The 18425-nt window shown below is 59.5% G+C and carries 14 protein-coding genes; 4 read left to right on the top strand and 10 right to left on the bottom strand.

Translation table 11 applies throughout. From position 1 onward, the window contains the following. Nucleotides 1–9: 9 nt before the first annotated feature. The 10 genes from ACKZ62_RS23485 to yaaA all read right to left on the bottom strand — a co-directional run bounded on the left by ACKZ62_RS23485 (nt 10) and on the right by yaaA (nt 14637). The gene (locus tag ACKZ62_RS23485; RefSeq protein ID WP_447095893.1) at nt 10–1542 is read right to left on the bottom strand and encodes an MBOAT family O-acyltransferase; all 1533 of its coding nucleotides are present in this window, start codon (nt 1540–1542) and stop codon (nt 10–12) included. Nucleotides 1543–1757: 215 nt separating this feature from the next. Next, complete coding sequence (locus tag ACKZ62_RS23480; RefSeq protein WP_081797682.1) at nt 1758–2867, bottom strand: mannuronate-specific alginate lyase; 1110 nt, start codon at nt 2865–2867, stop codon at nt 1758–1760. A gap of 8 nt (nt 2868–2875) precedes the next feature. Further along, nucleotides 2876–4324, bottom strand: a complete 1449-nt coding sequence (locus ACKZ62_RS23475) for an alginate O-acetyltransferase (protein ID WP_447096978.1) — start codon at nt 4322–4324, stop codon at nt 2876–2878. A gap of 11 nt (nt 4325–4335) precedes the next feature. Next, entirely contained in the window at nt 4336–5904 is a 1569-nt protein-coding gene (gene algG, locus ACKZ62_RS23470; protein ID WP_032886358.1) for a mannuronan 5-epimerase AlgG, read from the bottom strand. Next, a complete protein-coding gene (locus tag ACKZ62_RS23465; RefSeq protein WP_447095892.1) occupies nt 5904–7388 on the bottom strand; it encodes an alginate export family protein in 1485 nt (494 codons plus the stop codon). Before ACKZ62_RS23465 ends, algG begins: the two co-directional genes overlap by 1 nt. Then, the gene (algK, locus tag ACKZ62_RS23460) at nt 7385–8767 is read right to left on the bottom strand and encodes an alginate biosynthesis TPR repeat lipoprotein AlgK (RefSeq protein WP_032886363.1); all 1383 of its coding nucleotides are present in this window, start codon (nt 8765–8767) and stop codon (nt 7385–7387) included. Before algK ends, ACKZ62_RS23465 begins: the two co-directional genes overlap by 4 nt. A gap of 131 nt (nt 8768–8898) precedes the next feature. Further along, complete coding sequence (locus ACKZ62_RS23455) at nt 8899–10065, bottom strand: alginate biosynthesis protein Alg44 (RefSeq protein ID WP_032886365.1); 1167 nt, start codon at nt 10063–10065, stop codon at nt 8899–8901. Nucleotides 10066–10102: 37 nt separating this feature from the next. Beyond that, nucleotides 10103–11584, bottom strand: a complete 1482-nt coding sequence (gene alg8 / locus ACKZ62_RS23450; RefSeq protein WP_032886367.1) for a mannuronan synthase — start codon at nt 11582–11584, stop codon at nt 10103–10105. Between the two features lie 83 nt (nt 11585–11667). Beyond that, the gene (locus tag ACKZ62_RS23445; protein ID WP_095183884.1) at nt 11668–12984 is read right to left on the bottom strand and encodes a nucleotide sugar dehydrogenase; all 1317 of its coding nucleotides are present in this window, start codon (nt 12982–12984) and stop codon (nt 11668–11670) included. A gap of 873 nt (nt 12985–13857) precedes the next feature. After that, nucleotides 13858–14637: a peroxide stress protein YaaA gene (yaaA, locus tag ACKZ62_RS23440; RefSeq protein WP_095183885.1), complete on the bottom strand. Its 780-nt coding sequence runs from the start codon at nt 14635–14637 to the stop codon at nt 13858–13860. A gap of 119 nt (nt 14638–14756) precedes the next feature. On the opposite strand from yaaA, the gene ACKZ62_RS23435 reads away from it, so the two are divergent. The 4 genes from ACKZ62_RS23435 to moaD all read left to right on the top strand — a co-directional run bounded on the left by ACKZ62_RS23435 (nt 14757) and on the right by moaD (nt 18425). Continuing rightward, the gene (locus ACKZ62_RS23435; RefSeq protein WP_032886371.1) at nt 14757–15881 is read left to right on the top strand and encodes a polysaccharide deacetylase family protein; all 1125 of its coding nucleotides are present in this window, start codon (nt 14757–14759) and stop codon (nt 15879–15881) included. Between the two features lie 347 nt (nt 15882–16228). Further along, entirely contained in the window at nt 16229–17623 is a 1395-nt protein-coding gene (locus ACKZ62_RS23430) for a PhoH family protein (RefSeq protein ID WP_032886372.1), read from the top strand. A gap of 89 nt (nt 17624–17712) precedes the next feature. Further along, nucleotides 17713–18186, top strand: a complete 474-nt coding sequence (gene moaC / locus ACKZ62_RS23425) for a cyclic pyranopterin monophosphate synthase MoaC (protein ID WP_032886373.1) — start codon at nt 17713–17715, stop codon at nt 18184–18186. Next, nucleotides 18183–18425: a molybdopterin converting factor subunit 1 gene (gene moaD, locus ACKZ62_RS23420; RefSeq protein ID WP_032886374.1), complete on the top strand. Its 243-nt coding sequence runs from the start codon at nt 18183–18185 to the stop codon at nt 18423–18425. Before moaC ends, moaD begins: the two co-directional genes overlap by 4 nt.

The following is an 18425-nucleotide window of genomic DNA, read 5'->3' as shown; positions in this document are numbered from 1 at the left end:
TCGGCTCCCTCAGAATTGGAAGTAAAGGAACGGCGAGAAACTCTGCGCCGACAGTTTGAGAATCGACGCCACGAACAGCAGCAGCACCGCAGCGCGCATGGCGTAGCGTGGCCAGTCAGCGGTCCAGTAGGCCGGTTGCACGGCGGCGTCCTGGCCAACGGTGAAACCTGGCTGGTGGATGCTGCCGGGGTTGTCGCCGGGTACCGCCTTGATCAGGCTTGGGTCGACAGGCTTGGTTTTTTCAGCAGGACGATTGGTGTAGAAATCGCGCAGGCCGAAGAACGCCAAGGTTGCGTACGCCACCACCAGGGTCGCCACTTGCAGGCCGGTGAGGTTGGCGCGGTTTAGTTCCGACAGCGACCACTCACCAAAGCTGAACATCGCACCGTACATACGGCCGGCAACGTGCAGGTTTTCGGAGCGGAAGATCACCCAGCCCATTACCACCAGCAGGAAAGTGAAGGCCCAGCGGAGGACGTTGAAACTGCGCGGCGCGGTATTGAGGCCAATGGCTTTTTCAATCGCCAGCCACATGCCGTGCCAGGCACCCCACACGATGTAAGTGATGTTCGCACCGTGCCACAGGCCACCGAGCAGCATGGTCAGGAACAGGTTGCGGTAGGTGGTCAGCGTGCCTATACGGTTGCCGCCCAGAGTGATGTACAGGTAGTCACGCAGCCAGGTAGAGAGGCTGATGTGCCAGCGGCGCCAGAACTCGGTGATCGACTGGCTGATGTACGGCTGCTTGAAGTTTTCCATGAAGCGGAAACCCATCATCAAGCCCAGGCCGATGGCCATGTCGCTGTAGCCGGAGAAGTCGAAGTACAGCTGCGCGGTGTAGGCCAGCGCGCCGAGCCAGGCATCGCCTGTGGTCGGGTTTTGCAGGGCGAAGCAATGGTCGGCCACCACCGCGAGGGTGTCGGCGATGAAGACCTTCTTGATGAAACCCTGCATGAACCGCGTGCAGCCCTCGGAGAACTTGTCGAGGGTGTGGGTGCGGTTGTTGAACTGGTCAGCCAGGTCGCGAAAACGCAATACCGGGCCGGCGATCAAGTGCGGGAAGATCGCCACGAATGCCGCAAAGTCGATCAGGTTGCGCGTCGCCGGAGTGTCGCCACGGTACACGTCGATGATGTAGCTGATGGACTCGAAGATGTAGAACGAGATCCCGATCGGCAACAGCACGTGGGTCAGGATGAACGGCTCCAGGCCGGCTGACTTCATCATCACGTTGATGCTGTCGACGCCGAAGTTGGCGTACTTGAAGTAGCCGAGGATGCACAGGTCGACCACCACGCCCAGCAGCAGCCAGCGTTGGGCCGGCTTGGTGCGCACGCCGGCTGCACCGACCTTGAGGCCGATCCAGTAGTTCCACAGCGTCACCGCCGCGAACAGCGCCAGGAAGTCCACTCGCCACCAGGCGTAGAACACGTAGCTGGCAATCAGCAGCAGCAGGTTGCGATAGCGTTGCCCGCTCAAGTAGTACAAGCCGAGAAAGATCGGCAAGAACAGAAACAGGAACACATTGGACGAGAAAACCATCCCGATCTCTCCATGTTTAACCAACAGTCAAGGGCCGCAGCCCCCCCAAACCCCCCCACGAAAAGACGGGGGGCGGTACAACAATTTCACTGGCAAGCGCGGTTCAAGTGTGGGAGGGGGCTTGCCCCCGATAGCGGTGTGTCATTCAACACAGAGGGCGACTGTTACACCGCCATCGGGAGCAAGCCCCCTCCCACATTTCTAACCGTGTTCCGTCAGCTGCCTTTGTTGCCTTTTTCGTGCGACGGGTCGTAGACCTTGGTCAGGTCACCCCCGAGGCGGAAGGTCTTGAACGGCTGCATCCCGTGCTTGCGCTCCACCACATCCGGCGCGCAGGTGTAGAGGGTGCAGAAGGGTTCGAGCCAGGCGAATTTCATGTCCTGCTTCAAGTCCTTCATGTCCTGCTCTTTACCGTTCTTCTGTTCGAAGATCTCCGGATCCTTGACCCCGGCAAGCACTTTGTCGCCCAGGCGCTTGAGCGCGCTGTTGTTTTCCTGGCGCAGATCAACACCGTTGACCAAGGCAAAACTGGCGATCATCGACAGCGGCGGCAGGGCGTAGTTGTGGTACGACAGGGCGCGTTGCTGACGCTTCAATTCGTTGGGCAAGAAGCCTTGGTCGTCGACCTGATTCACGCCGACCTTGTATTCCTTGACCGCCCAATCAAACAGGTCGCGACGGTTGGTGGCGATGGACGTAGCCATCACCGACCAGGCGGCCCAGTAAGAGTGGTTGTTGGTTTTTTCCAGGGGCAGATTGTCCCAATCGCTTACCACTTGGTCGGCCAGTTTGTTGAACCAGGCTTCGATCAGCTGCGATTCCTGCTGGTGATTGGCCAGCGGGTGCGAGTCGGAGAACTTCAAACGCACATAGGCCGAAGCCATGCTGCCCAGTGCCCATTTGCGCATGGACTTGCCGGTGTGGTTGAAGTCCTTGGACATCAACGCATCGGCCTTGGCCCACGACACCAGCCAGTTCAAGGTGCATTCAAGCTGCTCTGGGCGACCGTCACGCATGAACTGCATCACGCGTTTGCTGGTGTCTTTTTCCAGCTTGGTGATGTCGGCCGTGCTGTCACGGAAGGCTTTTTCCGACTGCACGTTCAGCGTGGAGCGGGCCTTGTCGGAGCCTTCGTACTTGCTGCGAAACTGCAGAGGCCCGGTGTAGGGCGTCGGCATGGTGTCGCAGTTTTCCTTGAAGTCGCCCGTCTTGAACGCTTCGATTGGTGCGAAGTAGCCCTGGGGCGGACGCAGTGGGGCGGCGGCGTTGACCGAGCCGGCGAAGATCGCCAGGCCCAGCAACGATGGAATCCATAACTTCTGCATAAGTAACCTCATTGCCCGAGTGAGGCAGTCTTCTGACCGCCGCTTGGGAATACGTTGCGTGTGCAAATTTTCGCTTCGACCTTCTGCGCGGCAGCGCCCGCTTCGGGGCCCTGCACTTCCACGGCCAGCAAGTTCTGCGAGGCCCAGTCTTCATCGGTGCGCAGTTCAAAGGCGAAACGCCCGTCTGTATCGGATGTTTCGGGTTTCTCGATCTTGATGTCCTCGTGGCGCCCGTTCATGTACCAGAGGGTGGCTTGCAAGGTTTTCACCGATGGATCGGCGAAGCGGATATCAACCTGATGGTTGGCGTTGCGCAGGTCTTTGTTCGAACTGTTAACCATCAATTCGTTCTTGCCGGGTTTCAATGTAGTGCTCGCGGTCATCTGCGCGGTCTTGCCTTCGCAGCCGTTGTCGAGCAGCGACATCATCTGGCGGTAGATGGTCTCCTGGTCCAGGCGATACAGCGGCGAGAACTCCCAGATAAGGATTTTCGGCGGGGTCTTCTGGAATTCTTCGCTGCCCAGGTACTGGATCATCGAACCTTCCAGGCCACCGCCGGGGAAGGCCACGTTGAGAATGTCGGCACCGATTTCCTGCTCCAGGAAGCCGGCGAAGTTGTAGTTCTTGCCGCTGTGGCTGGTGCCCACGAGGGTGATCTGCGGGTTGCCCGAGTCGCCGAACAGGTCGCCGTCACCGGCTTCGCCCTTGGGCTCGGTGGTGAACTGGTCCATGTACTGGATCGCGTAGCTGGTGCCGCACAATTGCCCGGCCATGTTGTGCAGGGTGCCGGTCTTGCCCATGCGCCCGGAGCGCTTGGTCTCAAATTCACGCTTCGGAATATCGGCAAACTCAGGCATCGCACGCACTTTGGCGCCGACGATTTTTGCAGTGCGCTGGGCGCCGTATGGGGACCAGTGCTGGTCGCCACGGAAGTAGAAATCGTGGGCCGGCAGTTCATCCGGCAGTTGCTCATTGGTGAGCGGCGACAGGTCCGGCACCACATAGCCCATCTTGGCGAAACGGCCGAGCATGGTTTTGTAGTTGCCCAGGGCCTTGTCGAAGTCGAACTTGGCTTTCTCTTCAGGGTTGAGTTTGTTGCGGTTCACCAGGCCACGGGTCGGCTGGTAGACCACCACCAGTTCCACGCCCTTGGCCTTGAACGCATCGTGCAGTTGTTGCATGCGTTTGTAGCCGGCGGGGCTGGTGTCGAATTCGGTGCGCAAGTCTTCCTGGGTACGGAACAGCCAGTCGCCCTGGGCTTCTACCAGGGTGGTGAAGTTCTGCTGGTAGCGCGTGGTGTAGTTCTTCGCGTCATGGGCGGCCGGGCACAGGCTGCAGCACGGTTCGGCGGTGAAGGTCGGTGCCTTCAGTTCGTCGGCGCGTACGCCCTGGCTGGCCGCGAGCAGGCCGAGGGTCAGACCCGAGAGGCTCAGCAGTTTGATCATGTGTGGGTGCATAAGGGTCATCCTCAGTCCTGCATTTCGGTCTGGCGTTCGACAGGGTCGATCAGCACGGCTTTCTGCTGGCGTACCAGCAGGTCGAGAATTTCTTCCTGGCGTTCGCCTAGGACGCCGGAGAAGCTGATGCCACTGGATTTGGTCGGCGCCAGCATCGACACGCGATACAGCTCAATGCTCAGCGGCGAGTCGATGGACAGCGGCCCGCTGCCGTTCCCTGCCAGCTCACCGCCGACCACGATCAGCGAGACCTTGGCGTCGAATGGGTCGAGGGCGATGTCGCGGTCGGTGTCGGTCAAATCCTTGATGTGGCCGTACACGCCGGTCAGGCCGTTGGCCATCGAGGTGTTTTCGTACAGCTTGATGTTCACGCTGTTACGCACCCGAATGCCGTGGCGACGGTTGCTGATCACCTTGTTGCCCCACAACAGGTTGTCGCCGCTCTCATAGAGGGTGATGCCGTCAGTGTGGTTGCGGTAGATCTCGTTGTCGGCGATCAGGTTGTTAACGCTATTACGGTCGATCACCAGGCCCGAAAGCTTGTTGTCGTAGCTGCGGTTGTTGAAGATGAAGCTGTCGTTCACTTCACGGGAAATGATGATGCCGTGCTTCTTCTTCGTGCCGTAGACGGTGTTGTCCGCGATGATCAGGCCGTGGGAACGGTCGTGGGGGTCAATGCCGTAGACGATGTTGTCTTTGTAGGTATTGCCCTTGATCACGAAGCCCGTGGTCTCATAGCAGTAGAAGCCGTACCACATGTCCGAGAACTCGGAGTCGATGATCCAGCCGGTCGGTTCAGGGCGCTTGAGCACCTTGGCCATGTTCGGCGTGTACTGGGAAATACTCACCCCGTACGACTTACTGTTGGCGTAGCCGAAACTGGCCATCTTGGTCTTGGAGATGTACGTCTCGGTGCCGCCCCAGGCCAGCAGGAACGGGCGGAATTCCTTCGGCGACTTGAACAGCGCCGGGCCGTTGGCCTTTTCGTCCCAACCGGTGATTTTGGTGTCACGCACAAACAACTGGCCGTCGTTGATCAGGAACGAACCGGCCTGTTGGGACAGGCGCAGCTCCTGGGTCTTGTTATCGATGTCCAGGATGCCTTTGCGCCCGACCACGATCGGCAACTTGGCCAGGAACACACCCGGCGAGGTTTCGCTGAAGTACTGCTTGGGCACTTTACCCAGCAAGTCCTTGAGGTTCATGTAGCCGTCGTCGACAAAGATCGCCTGTGGAATGCCGTGTTGGCGCACCACCCATTCGGCCATCTTGTTGTCGCCGCCGATAAAGTCCTTGAGGGCGTCTTCCTGCATCATGCGGCGGATGCTGATTTTGCCGGGCTTGCTGCGCACGATCTTCTTTTCCATCGCGGCGGCGGTGTAACCCGACAGGTCCGGCAGGGTCGGCTTGGCCATTTCCAGCGGCGCCGTAGGCGGGCTGGAAATGGTGTAGGTCTTGGCCTGTTGCAGTTCCTTGGCGATGGTCGGCGCCTTGGCCGCCGTATCGGCGAACGCTGTGGCGCTGGCCATCAGCATTGCCGCGACGAGTAGGCTTTGAGCATTCATTGCGCAGGCTCCCATCAGAATTTCCAGACCACGTCGACAAAGGCGCGGTGCATGTAGGAGTCGACTTTGCTGCCGTAAGCGTCGCCCGGTTTGAACACACCGGCACGGAAACGCACCAGGGCCGAGGGTTCGTCAACCGACTGGCTGAGCGCGGCGGGCAGAAGGCCTTTCTTGAAGTACTTGGTGACGACCAGGTCCATCTCCTGACCGAGGTCTTTTTTGCCGTCGGCCAGTGGCAAGGAGGTGCTGGCGACGATGTCACCGGCGGCGTCGGTGGTGTTATCCAGCGCGGCAATGCCGTTGCTGCTCACCGGCTTGTTGCCATCCACGCGCCAGAACTTGTGGTACACCAGGCTGGCGTCGTAGTCCTCGCGCAACTGCCAGGACCCGAACAGGCTCATGGACTGCATGTTGTTCATCTCGCCGCGAAACGCTTCGCCGAAGCGGTGCACGCGGGACTGAGTACCGGTCCAGTTCGAACGGTTGCTTTGCAGGCCGTTCTGCTCGTAATCGGCGCTGGCGCGGGAGTAAGCCGCACCCACTTGCCACTGCGGGTCGAGGCGCAGGCGCACGCCGATATCGGTGGCCCAGCCACTGAGATTGTCACTGCGCTTGGCCTGATCAGGGCTCGAACCGTCGGACTTCAACGCGTTGACCTTGTCGCGGTCGCCACGCATGCCCGTCACGCTTGCCCAGTAGTTGACGGTGTTGGTGTTGCGCCAGTTGTAGGCGTCGCTGTTGGCTTCGATGCCGAGCCAGGTCAGGTCGCCGTTTTCGCGCTTGTCCAACGAGTCGGTGGGTTGACCCGGTTCCGGGTAGTCGAGCTTGCCGTTGTCATGGGTGTGATGACCGCGCAGGCCGATCCAATGGCCTGGCGTCCACTGGTAAGCGGCGTCGGCGTAGAGGTGCTGGCGGTCCTTGTCGACAGGCGACAGTTCCTTGAGGTCCGTGCGGTATTCGCTGAAGCGTTCGGCGACGCCCACGTTGGCTTTGAGCAAGGTGGTGTCGAAGGTCCAGTTCAGCGCTTCGATGTTGGTGTCGCGCCATTGGCCGTCGTCATTGCGCAGGCGTTGGCGACCGAGCTTGAGGATCTCGCCAGGGTAGGGCGTGAAGCCGCTGTAGCCGACCCAGAATTCGCGCATCGCCAAGTAGTTCTTCTTGGTCTTGCGGTCGTTGTTGGTGGTTTGCTGGTTTTCGTCGTCGGCCGACTGTTGCAGGGTGTCGGTCTCGATGATGTCGCTCGATGCAACCGCCTGGCCCATGGCGTAGGCGCTCCAGTTGCCGCTTTCACCGTAGATCCAAGGGCGCAGGTCGATACCGACGCCGTTGACGTCGCCGCCTTTTTGCGTGCCCAGGTCGCGGTCATCTTCGGACTGGCCGGTGATTTTCACTTCCAGGCCGAAGTTCTTGGCTTCAGTCAGCGCGGCCAGGGTCGGGCACGACCACAGCAGGGCGAAGGTCAGGCCAATACCGGCCTTGACGAATGGATTGAGCTTCATAGGGATTCCTCGCCGTCGTCTTCTTCATCCAGGGCGTGCAGTTGCAACGTGCTCTGGGCCAGGGTGCCGCGGGCGGCCAGTTCCTGTTGCACCAGGCGTTGGCCCTGGGCGCGTTGTTCCGGCGTCAGCGGTGCTTCGAGCTGGGTGGCCAGCTCAACGGCTTGCGGGGTGTCCTGGGCTTTGGCCAATTGGCTGAAGACATAGGCGTTCAATGGGTCGGGCTTGGTGCCCTTGCCTTGGGAAAACAGTTGGGCGATGGCGAAGTCGGCGCTGTTCTGGCCGTTTCGCGCCGCGGTCAGCAAGTGGTCCAGGGCCTTTTGCGGGTAGACCTTACCGAGGTAGCCACGGCGGTAGATCTGGCCGAGGTAGTAATCGGCAGCGACTTCCTTGCCCACGGCTTTTTCGAAGTGCGCTTCGGCTGCCTTGGCATCGGCCGGTACCCACTTGCCTTCGTAGTAGAGCTTGCCCAGGAGCAGTTCGGCGCGAGGCTGGTCGGCGGCGCGGCCGTTGTCGAGGTACTTCATCATTTGGTCGACGTCGCCCAGTTCCGGGAAGTCGTAGAGCAGTTGCGCGAGGCTGACCCAGGACGCTGGGTAGCCAGGGGCGATTTTTTCCAGCAGGGCCTGGGCGGTTTTTTCGTCCGGCGTGCCAAGGGTGGCATCGCCGAGCACACGGGCGACGCTGTCGACGCGCTGGGCGGTGACGGTGCCACGGCTGTAACCGGCTTCCATCTGCTTGAGCAATTCGGCCTGTTTTTCCGGCGCGGCTTGTTTCTGATAGACCGTGGCCAGCTCGACGTAGCAGATATCGGTGGTGTTCAGCGCGGCTTTGCAGATGCGCTCCACATCATCCAGGTGCTGGTCGTAGGTGCCTTGGGTGCGATACAGCAGCACTTGCGCAAGGCCGGCTTCCGGGTAACCGTCGGCCTGCCATTTGCTGATTTGCTGCTGGGCGTTCACATTCGGGAAGCTGTGCGGGTATTGCAGGTACAGCATCGCCAGTGGAATCAGGGTGTTGCCTTCACCATTGGCAAAGGCTTTTTTCAGCAGGCCTTCAGCTTCATGGTGCTCGGCTTCGGTGGAGCCAGGCTTGGCCACCAGCAGGCGCCCCAGGCGAGCCTGGGCGCGCGGCGAAGTGTCTGCCGCTGCACGGTAAGTGGCTTCGGCCTGTTTGATTTGCGCCGGATCGCGGGTGCCTACCTGGATATCGGCCAGGCCCACTTGGGCCTCGCTGTAACCCAGGTCTGCCAGTTGCTGGTAATTCTGCTGCGCGGTGACGGTGTCGCCACGCTTAAGCGCTTCATTGGCCAGGCGTTGGTCGGGCAGGCCGGCGCAACCGGCGAGGCTCACCGCAATAGCCAGCAACGCCACCGAACCCATGTGGGAGGGGGCTTGCTCCCGATACAGGCGACCCGGTCCGTCAGGCAAACCGCGCTGATCCCATCGCGAGCAAGCCCGCTCCCACAGGGATTGCGGTGTTTTTAGGCGCGTCATCACAGGCATCTCCTCGCTTACAGTCCGGCAGCCATGGCTTTATCGATCAGCCAGTTCAGCGATGGGCCGCGGTCGCTGGTGACTTCCACCGGGCGGCCGGCGAATGCGCTGTCCAGCGGTGCATCAGGCTTGATCTGTACGCGGATGTCGGAGGACAGATCGGCGCTGTTCAGGCTGGTGCTGCTGACGATGGTGCCGGTACGCACTTGGTCTTCGTCGGCAACCTGGAAGCTCACTGGCGTACCTGGGCGCACGTCGCCGAACTGGCGATAGGTGAAACGCGCTTCCACATTGGCCGGAGCGCCGCGTGGCACCAGTTGGAAGATCACATCGCCTTTGCTGGCGTACTGACCGTCCGCGACCATTTGTTGGGCAACCACGCAATCACACGGCGAGGTCAGGGTGCCGGTCATTTGCTTGCCGAACAGTTCTTCAACCTTGGCCGGTTGCAGCTGGTCTTCGTCCAAATGGCCCTTGAGCACATCCAGCATGCTGGTGCTGAAGGTCGCCAGCGGCGCGCCTTTGGCGGCGATCGCGTCACCTTTGAGCAGGCTTTGCACGGTGCCGTCGCGCGGCATCGTCACGTTCATACCCGGCACGCTGACCAGACCGGCCTGGGCGTGGCTGACGAAGTACATGCCGTACACCGACTTGAAGACAAACCCGAACGCCGCCAGGCCCACGATGAAGATCCCCGCGCTGAACGTCACTGCACGCAGGCGACCGAGTGCGGTCATGCCGCTGCCGCTGTCCTTGACCTTGCGCGCCTTGGTGAAGTTGTCGCGTTGCAGGGTCGCCAGCACGTCACCCATGGACACGATGTCGCCGGACAAGTGCGAGGTGATCAGGTGGCGCAGGGTGGAAATATCCTGCTGTTCCAGGTTTTGGAACTGGCAACCGGTACGGCCGCTCTGGCGGTCGTAAGAGCGGATCTGCAATTCGACGTCCATCGCCAGACCGAGGTTATCGATCACGAACTGCAGGCGGCCCTTGTGCACTTCACCGACGTTGAGCGGTTGGGTTGCAGTGAATGCCAGGCCACCGGCGGACAGGTCCAGAACCCGCGCTTCGGTGGGTTTGCCGTCATTGCCGAAGAAGCGCAATTTGGCCGGGATTTTTACCCGTGCGTGTTGGCGTTGGGCTTCGGATTCGTGGACAACATTGACGTTTGCTTGGCTGTTCATAATTTTCGATTTCCTAGTTAATTCAGGCTTGGCAGGGTCAGACCATCATCAGCAACACGGCGACGAAAATGCTGCCGGCGGAGAAGGTCATGGTCCGAGACGACCAGGTGTTGAACCAACGTTGAAAGCTGGCCAAATCGCGGGTCAGTTTGGTGTCCTGGCGAGTCCAGGACTGTTGATCAAGGCGGAAGAACACGTAGATCTTCACCAGCGCGCCCATGATCTGGTTGTAATAGAGAATCGCCGGGTAAGCCGGGCCGATCTTGTGGCCGGAACACGACAGCAACAGCGTGAGGATCAGGCGGGTAATACCGATCCACAGCAGGTACGCGAGGATGAACGCGCCGCCGTATTTGAAGGTGGCGATAATCGCCACGGTCAGGCCGAGCAGGGAGGTCCACATCGACACGCGCTGGTCGAACAGCACCACGCTGGTGAACAGACCGAGGCGGCGTACGCCCAGGCCGAGGGCGCGGGAGTTCTGGCGCAGGTTGTTGCCGTACCAGCGGAACATCAGCTTGCGGCTGGCCTTGATAAAGCTCTTTTCCGGCGGGTGTTCCACGGTGTTGATCGCGGCGTCCGGCACGTAGAAGGTGTCGTAGCCCAAGCGCATCAGGCTGAACCAGCTGGACTTATCGTCGCCGGTGAGGAACTTGAAGCGGCCCAGGCGCCAGTGTTGCAGCGAGTCGCTTTCCACGTCGGCGATAAAGCCCGGGTCGGTGACCACGCTGGCACGGAACACCGACATGCGACCGGTCATGGTCAGCACGCGCTTGGACAGGGCCATGGAGCACATGTTGATGTGGCGCTGGGCGAAGCGCAGTTTGTGCCACTCGCTCATGATGTAGCCGCCGCGTACTTCGCAGAACTCGTTGGTGGTCAGGCCGCCGACATTGCCGAACAGCTGGAACCACGGCACGGTTTTGCGCACTACGCCTTCGGCAAGCACGGTGTCGCCATCGATCACCGCCACCACGGCGCGGTCGTCCGGCAAGTGGCGGGAGATGGCGCGGAAACCGAAGGCCAGGCCGTCGCGCTTGCCGGTGCCGGCGATGCGCACGAAGTCGAGCTTCACGTGCTCTGGAGGGTTCATCTTCTCCCAGAGGCTCTTGACCAGCAGCTCATCGGACATTTCCACCAGCGAGCAGACCACGGTGGTGGGGAAGCCGCATTCGATGGCCTCGCGGATCACGGAGCTGTAGACCTGCGCGGTGGTCAGCGCATCGATCCTGAAGCTTGTAACCATCAGGAACACGTGGGACGGGTCGGCAGACTTGCCCAGCTTGCGCACTTTACGACGCAGGTGCGGGTAGACCACGTACAAGAACAGCATGCCGCGAAAGAAATGCGTAGCACCCATCGAATAGCGCCAGATACCGACGGCGCCAATCAGGAAAATAAAATTCTTCGACTCGGAGTCGAACGTACTCGCCGGCAACAGCAGGGCGAGACCCATCAGCAGGCTGAGGAAGAACAGCCAGCCGGCGGATTGCAGTAGTACGTGTTTTAACTTGGACATAAGCATCTTCCGAAGGTGAAGGAGGTTTCAGGCGGCGAGCGCTGGGGATGGAAACGCGCGCCGCCTGAAACTTGCCGTTGCTGTTACCAGCAGATGCCTTCGGTGCGACCGGTCGCGCAGGTGGCTTTGGACATGAAGCCCACCAGGTCGATCACTTGCTTGCCGTGCGGTGCGTTCTGCGCCAGGGCGCGGAATTTCTCGTCACGGTTACCGAGGATGATCACGTCGGAGTTATTGATCACGTCGTCGAAGTCCGAGTTGAGCAGGGACGACACGTGCGGGATCTTGCCTTCGATGTAATCTTTGTTCGCACCGTGGACACGGGCGTACTCGACGTTGCTGTCGTAGATGCTCAGGTCGAAACCTTTGCCGATCAGCATTTCTGCCAGCTCTACCAGCGGGCTTTCACGCAGGTCGTCGGTACCGGCCTTGAAGCTCAGGCCCAGCAGGGCGACTTTGCGTTTGTCGTGGCCGGCAACGATGTCGAAGGCGTTCTGCACCTGGGACTCGTTGCTGCGCATCAGCGAGTTGAGCAGCGGCGCTTCCACGTCCAGGGTGCTGGCGCGGTAGGTCAGGGCGCGCACGTCTTTTGGCAGGCACGAGCCGCCGAACGCAAAGCCTGGGCGCATGTAGTACTGGGACAGGTTGAGGGTCTTGTCCTGGCAGACCACTTCCATCACTTCACGACCATCGACGCCGACGGCCTTGGCGATGTTGCCGATCTCGTTGGCGAAGGTCACCTTGGTGGCGTGCCACACGTTGCAGGTGTACTTGATCATCTCGGCAACGGCGATGTCCTTGCGGATGATCGGTGCGTCGAGTTCTTCGTACAGGGATTGCAGGACATCGCCGGAAGCTTTGTCGAACTCGCCGATGACGGTCATCGGTGGCAAGTCGTAGTCGGCGATGGCGGTGGATTCACGCAGGAATTCCGGGTTGACCGCGACACCGAAGTCGACGCCGGCTTTCTTGCCGGAGCAGTCTTCGAGGATCGGGATTACCACGTTGGCCACGGTGCCTGGCAGTACGGTGCTACGTACGACGACGGTGTGGCGGGTGGCTTTGTCACGCAGGACAAAACCGATCTCGCGGCACACGGCTTCGATGTAGTCGAGTTCCAGATCGCCGTTTTTCTTGCTCGGCGTACCGACGCAAATCATCGACAGGTCGGTATCACGGATGGCGTCGGCGAAGTTGGTGGTGCCGCGCAGTCGACCGGTTTCGATACCCTGGCTCAACAGCTCGCCCAGACCCGGTTCAACGATTGGCGATTTGCCAGCGTTGATCAGGTCGATCTTATCCTTGGAGATGTCTACGCCTACCACTTCGTGGCCACGGGCAGACAAGCAACCGGCACACACTGCGCCAACGTAACCTAGACCAAATATGCTGATGCGCATCGCATTTACCTCTGTGTTAATCATGCCAATTAATGGCCGGAGTTCATGTTTGCAAGCGTCACAAATGCCACGAAAGTTAGGCGAATAGACGCCGACTTACCGCGTACAGGCATGTTGAATAATGAGTGACTAACGATTGCACTCAAGTTGTGCGCAACTTGGCCTTATTGTTGGGACCTGCCCTCAAATGCAGCCGGCCTTCCTGGGAGAAGGGCCTGGCGCCAGTGCCGCAGGGCTTTGATAGAGGCGGCAAGCCTTTAAATATCAATGCCTTGGGTTGTGTCACTGACCATTAGGGGAGGCTTAGCCCTGGCCTTATAGGGAGAAGCAAATCATCCTTGTCGCCGCTCTTAATTAATCGGTTGGCAATATGACCAATGAGTCAAAGTTTAATATGACAACTTCGCTACTTCCGTTGGTCGCCATGTAAGTCATCTCCTACAGAAACAGAGAATTTCGTTACCGGTGGTATGAGCCGTGCTTTGGGACGAAGTTCCAGACCGCCTATCTAGAGCGCTGAAATTTCTTGAAATATTAGGAGGGATGGCACTAGTACTATATTGATAGCACTTGCTATTTGGGCCAGTAGTTATAGGGAGTTGGCTTGGAGAGATAGTTTTGTGCCACTAGTGTTTTAAAAAAGTGGTGCCACTACGAAAAAAATTTAGAAATGTCGAGTGAAAGAAACGTTAGGAATGCGACAGGATATTTTTTGACGTCAAAACGTTGGCGTTTGTCGGATTCAACGCAGATAAAAATGTGGGAGGGGGCTTGCTCCCGATAGCGGTGTATCAGTCACCCAATCAGTGACTGACACTCTGCTATCGGGAGCAAGCCCCCTCCCACATTTGAACATCGGTGCTGTTGAGAGCTTTATTCCGGTGCGTGATCGCGCAAAAACACCAGGTTGTCCGGTTTGGACTGCTCCGCATTGAAGCGATAACCCTGCACATCGAACTGCTTGAGCTTGGCGGGATCGTTGATGCGTTCTTCAATCACAAAGCGGCTCATCATGCCCCGGGCCTTTTTGGCGTAGAAGCTGATGATCTTGTATTGGCCATTCTTCAGGTCTTTGAACTCGGTGTTGATGATCCGCGCGTTCAGGGCTGTGCGCTTGACCGCCGAGAAGTACTCGTTGGACGCCAGGTTGAGCAGCACGTCATCGCCTTGCTCGGCCAGGGCTTCGTTCAGCCATTCGCTGATGCGCGTGCCCCAGAAGGCGTACAGGTCCTTGCCACGTGCGTTGGCCAGTTTGGTGCCCATCTCCAGGCGATACGGCATCATCAGGTCCAGAGGGCGCAGCAGGCCGTAAAGGCCCGAGAGCATGCGCAGGTGGTCCTGGGCGTAGCTGAAGTCGGCATCGGTGAAGGTGTCGGCGTTGAGGCCGGTGTACACGTCGCCCTTGAATGCCAGCAAGGCTTGTTTGGCGTTTTCGGGGGTGAAAGCCGGGGTCCAGCTGCCGAAACGTGCGGCGTTGAGGCCGCCGATTTTGTCGGAGACGTGCATGAGTTCGCTGATTTGCGCTGGGCTGAACTCACGCAGTTGCTCGATCAATTCCTGGGAATGGTCCAGGAACTGCGGCTGGGTGAAGCGTGGGGTCGCCGGTTTTGATTCGAAATCGAGGGTTTTGGCGGGGGAAATCACCGTCAGCATGAAGTCGTCTCCTGTAATCGTGGGGGGATTCTAGGGGCTCGGGCGTTTTGACTCCACCTATGATGGCGATAGGCGCGATCCGCTATGATGGCCGGTGACTCTGGAGAGGGAGACCCTGCGTGCGAATAGCGCTTTTGTTGTCGGCTTGCCTGCTGTGCCTGAATGCCCAGGCGGCACCGGTGGATGTAGCCAGCCTGGACCGTGGCACCTGGCCTGAAAAACTCAGCAGCCCTGCGCTGTTCGACGTAGCCTCGCGCGCGGAAATCCTGATGTTCGCCCGCAGCCTGCTGGCCAGCGAGTCCCTGGATGACGCGGCGCTCAAGCAGCGCCTGGGCCTGAGGATCATCAACCAGGCCGCCATCGACGACCTGCGCCGCCAGCTCTGGCAACGCCTGCTGGAAAACTACACCGTCGCCCAGCAGAGCTGCGAGGTGGATGCCTCGTTCTGCTACCTGGTGGAAAACATGGACGACCTGCGCGAACAGGCCGGCAAGTTCGAAGTCAGCCAAGACTCCTTCTATATAGGTTGGGCCGCCCCCAGCCATACCTTCCATGAACGTTACCTGGACGAACTGCTGAGAAAGGCCGCGCTTTTCCCGCAGATCAGCAGCGAAGTTGCTCGGTTTGGCGACCATGAGCGCAATGGCGACGAATTCAACGACCGCCTGTTCCTGCTGACGTTCGACGGCGGCCCTGCACCGGTCAGCGGCAATACCGACTGGCTCGCCGACTACCTGCGCAAGCAGAAGATGAACGCAACGTTCTTTGCCCTCGGCAGCAGCTTGCAAACCCGTGTGGAGCGCAGTTCCGCCGCGCAAGTGGAGGCGTTGTACCAAGGCCAATGCGTCGGCACCCAGGGTTGGCAGTACCGCTCCCACAGCCATTGGGTGGACTGGCAGAGCTCCGTCACCCGCAGTGCGTCGTTGGTACAGAACCTGATGCCGGAAAACTACGTGCCGCTGTTCCGCCCACCGTACGGCCAGCGCCGCGCGGACAGTCAGGGCTTCTTTCAATCCCAGGGTTTGCAGGTGGCGTTGTGGGACATCGATTCCCAGGATGATCCAGGCAAGCTCAAGGCCGATGAGTCGATGCAGCGCGTGCTCACACTGATGTTGCTATGGCGCAAAGGGGTGATTGTGTTTCACGACACTCAAGACAAGGCGCGGGTGGCATTGCCGCTGTTGCTACAGGCAACGGCGCAGAGTGGCTTGGGTTGGCAGGACTGCCGGGAAGCATTTCGTTAAAAAGATGAAGTGCCCGGCCCTGTTGGGTATGAGGCGTTTTCGGGGTGATTTTGTGCGACATTTCGATGCAGGCGGACTTCCGACTTTAACGGGGTGCATGGCACTCGGCTAGTGCTATTCGTCATCCTGAAAAATAAACTTCAAAAAAGCGTCAAAGTGCTTTTTCCTGTCATGGGTTTTGCGGTATTACGAAGTCAGATCGCCGAAACCTGCAACACAGGTGGCGTCTTCCAAGACTCCTCATGTGGGCACTGCGCTTGACGTCACTCAGGTGCAGTCGGTGGTCGAATCAAGGCGCAGCACTGTCGTGGTATTGCGTCGACTGGCTCCCACAAAGGTGACCGAGTATGGATGATCATGGACGCACCCCTTCTTCCGACCAGCCAATCCTTTATGTGCTTGATACCAACGTATTGATCCACGATCCAAACGCACTGCTCAATTTCGAAGAGCACCACGTCGCCATCCCGATGATCGTGCTTGAGGAACTCGACAAACTCAAAAGTGGGCACCACAGCGTCGCCGCCGAATGCCGCCAGGCCATCCGTCTGATCGACAAGACCCTGGGCGAAGCGTCACCCGAGGACGTTGAAGTCGGCGTGCCGATCCAGCGTGGCAAGAGCGGGCCCAAGGGCTTGCTGTCGATTCTGATGAGCAAGCGCAGCGAGCCCAACAGCCTGCTGCCGGAAAACCTCAACGACAACAAAATCATTAACCAATTGATCGACCTGCACGCGCGTGACAAGGACTTGCGCCTGGTGTTGGTGACCAAAGACATCAATATGCGCCTCAAGGCACGAGCGTGTGGGATCGCGGCCGAGGACTACAGCACCGACCAACTGGTCGATGACGTTTCAATGCTGTCCCGTGGTTATCACACGGTGACCGGTTCCTTCTGGGACCTCGTCAGCAAGGTCGAAACCCGTCAGGACCATGGCCGCACCTGGCACCAGGTACAACTGATCGACAACCTGCCGGCCGTGCACATCAATGAATTCATCATCGACGAACAGGGCTTCGTGGGCTGGATCAAAGAGATCCAGGTCGACAAGCTGCTGATCCTCGACCTGCATCAGGAACCCCTGTTGCACCAGGAAGCCTGGGGCCTGAAACCGCGCGACATCTACCAGAGCCTGGCGCTGTATGCGCTGCTCGATCCGGACATCCACCTCGTCAACCTGACCGGCGCTGCGGGTTCCGGTAAAACCATCCTCGCCCTGGCTGCCGCCATCGAGCAGACCATGGTGACCAAGCGCTATCGCCGCATCATCGCCACCCGCTCCGTGCAGGGGCTGGACCAGGAAATTGGCTTCCTGCCCGGCACCGAAGCGGAAAAAATGGAGCCGTGGCTGGGGGCGATCACCGACAACCTCGAAGCCTTGCACATGGATGACGAAAACACCCATGGCAGCGTCGACTACATCCTCAGCAAAGTGCCGTTGCAGTTCAAATCCCTCAACTACATCCGAGGTCGCAGCTTCCAGCAGAGCCTGATTTTGATCGATGAATGCCAGAACCTCACGCCGCACCAGATGAAAACCATCATCACCCGTGCCGGCGCCGGTTCCAAAGTGGTGTGCCTGGGCAACCTGGCACAGATCGACACCCCTTACCTGTCCGCGACCAGCTCCGGGCTGACCTACCTGACTGAACGCTTCAAAGACTTCCCGAACGGCGTGCACATTGCGCTGCAGGGTGTTCCACGTTCGATCCTGGCTGAATACGCAGAGTCTCATTTGTAAATGCGGTCAGTGTGGGAGGGGGCTTGCTCCCTCCCACATTTTGTTGTGTGTTGGGTTTACAATCGCGGCTCCTGATCAGGAGTATCGCTGTGCTGACTCATCTCGATTCCCAAGGTCGCGCCCATATGGTCGACGTCACCGACAAGTCCGTGACGTTCCGTGAGGCGGTGGCTGAAGCGCGGGTGCGCATGTTGCCAAGCACCCTGCAAATGATTGTCGACGGCGCCCATCCCAAGGGCGACGTGTTTGCCGTGGCCCGCATCGCCGGGATCCAGGCAGCAAAAAAAACCAGTGATCTGATCCCCCTGTGCCATCCGCTGATGCTCACCGGCGTCAAGGTCGAACTGAGTGCCGATGGCGAGGACGCGGTGCATATCGTGGCGCGCTGCAAGCTGTCCGGGCAAACCGGCGTGGAGATGGAAGCATTGACGGCAGCCAGCGTCGCTGCGCTGACCCTCTACGACATGTGCAAGGCCGTGGATCGCGGCATGACCATCGAAAGTATTCGCCTGCTGGAAAAGCTGGGCGGCAAGAGCGGGCATTTCAAGGCGGATCAAGTATGAGTATTAACGTCCTGTTTTTTGCGCGCTACGCCGAATCGGTGGGCTTCGATTCGCTGGAGATGGAAGGTGAGTTTGCCACCGTGGATGCCGTGCGCCTGGCGCTGGCCAGTGACCCGGAGTTTGCAGTCCTCAACGAGCCAAGTCTGATGTGCGCCCGCAATGAGGAGTTGTGCAGTCTCGACGAACCGGTACACGCCGGAGACGAAGTTGCCTTCTTCCCGCCCGTGACCGGAGGCTGA

This window comes from Pseudomonas sivasensis, from assembly GCF_052938085.1.
This window is presented reverse-complemented; position numbering and strand designations above follow the sequence as displayed.

What these genes read in the sequence shown, in the direction of transcription:
- algK (WP_032886363.1), bottom strand. Translation starts at nt 8,767, where the DNA reads ATGGGTTCGGTGGCGTTGCTGGCTATTGCGGTGAGCCTCGCCGGTTGC.
- algG (WP_032886358.1), bottom strand. Translation starts at nt 5,904, where the DNA reads ATGGGAGCCTGCGCAATGAATGCTCAAAGCCTACTCGTCGCGGCAATG.
- ACKZ62_RS23445 (WP_095183884.1), bottom strand. Translation starts at nt 12,984, where the DNA reads ATGCGCATCAGCATATTTGGTCTAGGTTACGTTGGCGCAGTGTGTGCC.
- ACKZ62_RS23485 (WP_447095893.1), bottom strand. Translation starts at nt 1,542, where the DNA reads ATGGTTTTCTCGTCCAATGTGTTCCTGTTTCTGTTCTTGCCGATCTTT.
- yaaA (WP_095183885.1), bottom strand. Translation starts at nt 14,637, where the DNA reads ATGCTGACGGTGATTTCCCCCGCCAAAACCCTCGATTTCGAATCAAAA.
- alg8 (WP_032886367.1), bottom strand. Translation starts at nt 11,584, where the DNA reads ATGTCCAAGTTAAAACACGTACTACTGCAATCCGCCGGCTGGCTGTTC.
- ACKZ62_RS23475 (WP_447096978.1), bottom strand. Translation starts at nt 4,324, where the DNA reads ATGCACCCACACATGATCAAACTGCTGAGCCTCTCGGGTCTGACCCTC.
- ACKZ62_RS23465 (WP_447095892.1), bottom strand. Translation starts at nt 7,388, where the DNA reads ATGAAGCTCAATCCATTCGTCAAGGCCGGTATTGGCCTGACCTTCGCC.
- ACKZ62_RS23480 (WP_081797682.1), bottom strand. Translation starts at nt 2,867, where the DNA reads ATGCAGAAGTTATGGATTCCATCGTTGCTGGGCCTGGCGATCTTCGCC.
- moaD (WP_032886374.1), top strand. Translation starts at nt 18,183, where the DNA reads ATGAGTATTAACGTCCTGTTTTTTGCGCGCTACGCCGAATCGGTGGGC.
- ACKZ62_RS23455 (WP_032886365.1), bottom strand. Translation starts at nt 10,065, where the DNA reads ATGAACAGCCAAGCAAACGTCAATGTTGTCCACGAATCCGAAGCCCAA.
- ACKZ62_RS23430 (WP_032886372.1), top strand. Translation starts at nt 16,229, where the DNA reads ATGGATGATCATGGACGCACCCCTTCTTCCGACCAGCCAATCCTTTAT.